Annotated in this window: 2 tRNA genes and 3 rRNA genes; all 5 read left to right on the top strand. The window is 55.7% G+C overall.

Annotated features, from left to right (window positions below):
- The first annotated feature begins 125 nt into the window (after positions 1-125).
- The 5 genes from LX73_RS12855 to rrf all read left to right on the top strand — a co-directional run bounded on the left by LX73_RS12855 (position 126) and on the right by rrf (position 5,378).
- Positions 126-1,661, top strand: a 16S ribosomal RNA gene (locus LX73_RS12855).
- Positions 1,662-1,757: 96 nt separating this feature from the next.
- Positions 1,758-1,832 (top strand) — tRNA-Ile (locus tag LX73_RS12850).
- A 5-nt stretch (positions 1,833-1,837) separates the two neighbouring features.
- Positions 1,838-1,911, top strand: a tRNA-Ala gene (locus LX73_RS12845).
- Positions 1,912-2,236: 325 nt separating this feature from the next.
- Positions 2,237-5,143, top strand: a 23S ribosomal RNA gene (locus LX73_RS12840).
- Positions 5,144-5,265: 122 nt separating this feature from the next.
- A 5S ribosomal RNA gene (rrf, locus tag LX73_RS12835) occupies positions 5,266-5,378 on the top strand.
- Together the 16S, 23S and 5S rRNA genes with 2 tRNA genes alongside form the textbook arrangement of a ribosomal RNA operon.
- The last annotated feature ends 46 nt before the right edge of the window (positions 5,379-5,424 follow it).

Here is a 5,424-nt window from a genome sequence, read left to right as displayed (position 1 = left end):
TTTTTTGTTCTATACCATATTGAGAACAGACAGACGATCGCACGTCGAGCCCTTGTTGGGGCCTGAATTTTTGGGGCCCACAAGAGTATCAACGAAAAGCCAGACAAACGATTTAGGTGTATTTTACCATGGAGAGTTTGATCCTGGCTCAGGACGAACGCTGGCGGCGGGCTTTACACATGCAAGTCGCGGGAGAGTCTCGGCCTTCGGGCCGAGAGGAGACCGGCGGATGGGTGAGTAATGCGTAGGTAATCTGCCTGTAACGCGGGGACAACCCACCGAAAGGTGAGCTAATACCCGATAATGCAGCGGCCCCGCATGGGGACAGTTGTTAAAGGCTTCGGCCGGTTACAGATGAGCCTGCGTGCCATTAGCTAGTTGGTGGGGTAAGAGCCTACCAAGGCCATGATGGCTAGGGGGTCTGAGAGGATGATCCCCCACACTGGGACTGAGACACGGCCCAGACTCCTACGGGAGGCAGCAGTGAGGAATCTTGCGCAATGGAGGAAACTCTGACGCAGCCACGCCGCGTGCTGGAAGACGGCCCTATGGGTTGTAAACAGCTTTTACTGGGGAAGAACCTGGACCTTTCGAGGTCCACTGACGGTACCTAGTGAATAAGCACCGGCTAACTCCGTGCCAGCAGCCGCGGTAATACGGAGGGTGCAAGCGTTGTCCGAAATTATTGGGTGTAAAGGGTGTGCAGGCGGAGGTCTATGTCGGAGGTGAAAGTCGGCCGCTTAACGGTCGTCGTGCCTTCGAAACTGGATCTCTTGAGTTCGGAAAAGGTCGGTGGAATTCGTGGTGTAGCGGTGAAATGCATAGATATCACGAAGAACACCAGTGGCGAAAGCGGCCGGCCGGTCCGATACTGACGCTGAGACACGAAAGCGTGGGGAGCGAACAGGATTAGATACCCTGGTAGTCCACGCTGTAAACGATGCATGCTAGTTGTTGTCCCTTCGGGGGCAGTGACGCAGTTAACGCAGTAAGCATGCCACCTGGGGAGTACGTTCGCAAGAATGAAACTCAAAGGAATTGACGGGGGCCCGCACAAGCGGTGGAGCATGTGGCTTAATTCGATGCAACGCGAAGAACCTTACCTAGGCTAAATCTGCGGGGATCGCTCCTGAAAGGGAGTTTCCCTTCGGGGCCGCGCAGAAGGTGCTGCATGGCTGTCGTCAGCTCGTGCCGTGAGGTGTTGGGTTAAGTCCCGCAACGAGCGCAACCCCTGTGGTTAGTTACCAGCACATTATGGTGGGGACTCTAGCCAGACTGCCTACGCAAGTAGTGAGGAAGGTGGGGACGACGTCAAGTCATCATGGCCCTTACGTCTAGGGCTGCACACGTGCTACAATGGATGGTCCAATGGGAGGCAACCCCGCGAGGGCACGCCAATCCCCAACACCATTCCCAGTTCGGATTGGAGTCTGCAACTCGACTCCATGAAGTCGGAATCGCTAGTAATCGCGTATCAGCAATGTCGCGGTGAATACGTTCCCGGGCCTTGTACACACCGCCCGTCAAGCGATGGAAGTCAGCAGTACCTGATACGGCTGTGCCAACCCTTTGGGAGGCAAGTCGGTAGGGTAAGGCTGGTGACTGGCGCTAAGTCGTAACAAGGTAGCCGTACCGGAAGGTGCGGCTGGATCACCTCCTTTTACCGAGTTTTGGCTTTTCGGACGTGCGATCGTCTGTCTGTTCTTGTGGTATTGGCCGACGGCCCCCGATTGGGCGGCGCAGGCCGGCCAGAAAATGGGCTTGTAGCTCAGGCTGGTTAGAGCGCACGCCTGATAAGCGTGAGGTCGCAGGTTCAACTCCTGCCAAGCCCACTTCAGGGGCTATAGCTCAGTTGGCCAGAGCACCTGCTTTGCAAGCAGGGGGTCCGGGGTTCGAGTCCCCGTAGCTCCACAGCCTGTTGTTTATTGTTGTCATGCTGAGGTACGAATGTGCTCGCTGCTGGGTCCAGCGGCGAGCAGATCCGTGCCGGAAGGCATGTGTTCTTTGTTTAGTGTAGGAAGTACTTGGTTGATGGATACTGCGGTGCAGTTGCAGCGCTGGTGGTCGTCAACAACAAACAGGTATGTCTCCTGCATGTGTTCTTTGACGTAGTGATAGCTGATAGGTTAAGAAAAGGTTTGATACCAACAAACCACGTCATTAGTCACATAATGACATTGTACAGAACGAAACGCTCTGAGGCTTGCCCCGCCCGATGGTGGCGCAAGCCATATAAGTGAAAGCGAATCAAGGGCGTATGGTGGATGCCTAGGCATAACCAGGCGATGAAGGACGTGTAAAGCTGCGAAAAGCTGCGGGGAGCTGCACAAGAGCCCAGATCCGCAGGTATCCGAATGGGGAAACCCACCTGCTTTCGAGCAGGTATCCTTTCGAGGAGGCCCACCCGGGGAACTGAAACATCTCAGTACCTGGAGGAACAGAAAACAATTCAGTAATCCCCCAAGTAGTGGCGAGCGAACGGGGGCGAGCCCAAACCTTGGAGCTACGGCTCCAAGGGGTAGTAGGGCTCCCATGAGCCAACCCAAGCGAAGACGAAGCGGACTGGAAAGCCGCCCCACAGAAGGTGACAGGCCTGTAGACGTAAGCAAGGCGCGGCGGGGAGATCCCCTGAGTAGGACGGGACCGGAGAAATCCTGTCTGAACCAGCCGGCACCATCCGGTAAGGCTAAATACTGGTTATGACCGATAGTGGACAAGTACCGTGAGGGAAAGGTGAAAAGAACGCCGAGACGGCGAGTGAAATAGTACCTGAAACCATACGCTTACAAGCGGTCGGAGCTCATCTTCGGATGAGTGACGGCGTGCCTTTTGCATAATGAGCCTACGAGTTGCACCTGTCGTGCAAGGTTAATCTGCTAAGCAGAGCAGCCGAAGCGAAAGCGAGTCCGCCAAGGGCGCAAGTACGGTGGGGCAGACGCGAAACCGAGTGAGCTATCTATGACCAGGGTGAAGCGGGGGTAAGACTTCGTGGAGGCCCGCACCGACAGGCGCTGAAAAGCCTCCGGATGAGTTGTGGATAGGGGTGAAAGGCCAATCAAACTCGGAAATAGCTCGTTCTCCTCGAAATATATTTAGGTATAGCATCTGGCGAAAAGCAGGCCGGAGGTAGAGCACTGATTAGACTAGGGGGCTTCACCGCCTACCAAATCTAGACAAACTCCGAATGCCGGGCTGTGTTGCCAGGTAGTCAGCGTGGGGGCGATAACGTCCTCCCGCAAGAGGGAAACAACCCAGACCACCAGCTAAGGCCCCAAAATCCAAACTAAGTTGCACAAAGAAAGTTGGGTTGCCCAGACAACTAGGAGGTTGGCTTAGAAGCAGCCATCCCTTGAAAGAGTGCGTAATAGCTCACTAGTCGAGCGGCCCGGCGTCGATAATTGACGGGCATAAGTTTGGTGCCGAAGCTGTGGATTGCATCCGTTCGGATGCAGTGGTAGAGGAGCATTCCAGCACCATCGAAGTTGGCTTGTGAGAGCCGGTGGAGGTCCTGGAAGCGAAACTGTAGGCATGAGTAACGAATAGAGAGGTGAGAACCCTCTCCACCGTAAATCGAAGGGTTCCTGATCAACGTTAATCGTATCAGGGTAAGTCGAGCCCTAAGGGGTAGCCGAATGGCGAACCCGATGGATAAACCGGTATAATATTCCGGTACCGCTATACAGCTATAAACGAAGGCGTCACGCAGAAGTGACACTACCGCCCCGCGACCGATTGCGGGGTTAAAGGCCGTAGGCTGGTGGGTAGGCAAATCCGCCCACCCGAAGCCGACCGCCGACAGTACGGGGAGCCCACGGGCAAACCGATAGTGTAGGTAATCTTGCTGCCGAGAAACCCGTCGTCGTTTGCTGTTATAGTGCTCGTACCAAAACCAACACAGGTAGATGAGGAGAGTATCCTCAGGTGCTCGAGCGAATCGTGGCTAAGGAACTCGGCAAACTAGATCCGTAACTTCGGGAGAAGGATCCCCTGCGGCGGCTTCGGCCGTTGCGGGGCGCAGTGACCCGGTCCAATCGACTGTTTACCAAAAACACATACCTCTGCGAAGGCGCAAGCCGATGTATAGGGGTTGACACCTGCCCGGTGCTGGAAGGTTAAGGAAGGACGTTAGCTTCGGCAAAGCGTCCCACTGAAGCCCCAGTAAACGGCGGCCGTAACTATAACGGTCCTAAGGTAGCGAAATTCCTTGTCGGGTAAGTTCCGACCTGCACGAATGGTGCAACGAATTGGACACTGTCTCAGCCACGAGCTCGGTGAAATTGTGGTATCGGTGATGACGCCGATTACCCGCAGCGGGACGGAAAGACCCCGTGAACCTTTACTACAACTTTACATTGGCTTTAGCTGCCCCATGTGCAGGATAGGTGGGAGGCTCGGAAGCCGGTGCGCCAGCACCGGTGGAGCCGTCGGTGAAATACCACCCTTGGGGCCGCTGAATTCTAATCCCGAATCATCGGGACACAGTGTATGGTGGGTAGTTTGACTGGGGCGGTCGCCTCCTAAATTGTAACGGAGGCTCCCAAAGGTACCCTCAACGCGGTCGGCAATCGCGTGTAGAGTGTAAAAGCATAAGGGTGCTTGACTGCGAGACATACAGGTCGAGCAGCTGCGAAAGCAGGGTTTAGTGATCCGGCGATTCTGCATGGAAAGGTCGCCGCTCAAAGGATAAAAGGTACTCCGGGGATAACAGGCTTATCTCCCCCAAGAGTTCACATCGACGGGGAGGTTTGGCACCTCGATGTCGGCTCATCGCATCCTGGGGCTGGAGAAGGTCCCAAGGGTATGGCTGTTCGCCATTTAAAGCGGTACGCGAGCTGGGTTCAGAACGTCGTGAGACAGTTCGGTCCCTATCTGCTGTGGGCGTTGGAATGTTGCGGAGCCCTGCTGCTAGTACGAGAGGACCGCAGTGGACGCACCGCTGGTGCACCAGTTGTCACATTTGTGGCATCGCTGGGTAGCTATGTGCGGCAGTGATAAGCCGCTGAAAGCATCTAAGCGCGAAGCACACTCCAAGATCAACATTCCCCAACAGCCTTCTGGAAGACGACCAGATTGATAGGCGGTCGGTGTAAGGCCAGCAATGGCCTCAGCCAAGCCGTACTAATCAGGCCATCGGCTTCCGCTTATATGGCTTCCGCGACCATCGGTCTCGGGCCAAGAGCACATCATCAGCTATCACCACCAAGAACCAGCCCGGGAGGGCCCACTAGCGGGCTTCCCTCGGCAACTACAATATTGACTTTTTGAGCAGGCGGGCCAAGCGCGGCGGCTCCACTCGTTCCCATCCCGAACACGACCGTGACCCGCCGCAGCGCCGATGGTACTGGCCAACCGGCCGGGAGCGTAGGTCCCCGACTGCTCGTTATTATATAGCCCTTTGCGCCCTGCGCAAAGGGCTTTCTTTGT

This window comes from Fodinibius salinus (assembly GCF_008124865.1).
Lineage (GTDB): Bacteria > Bacteroidota > Rhodothermia > Balneolales > Balneolaceae > Fodinibius > Fodinibius salinus.
The sequence above is the reverse complement of the archived record's forward strand: the minus strand, read 5'-3'. Positions and strand labels throughout refer to the sequence as shown.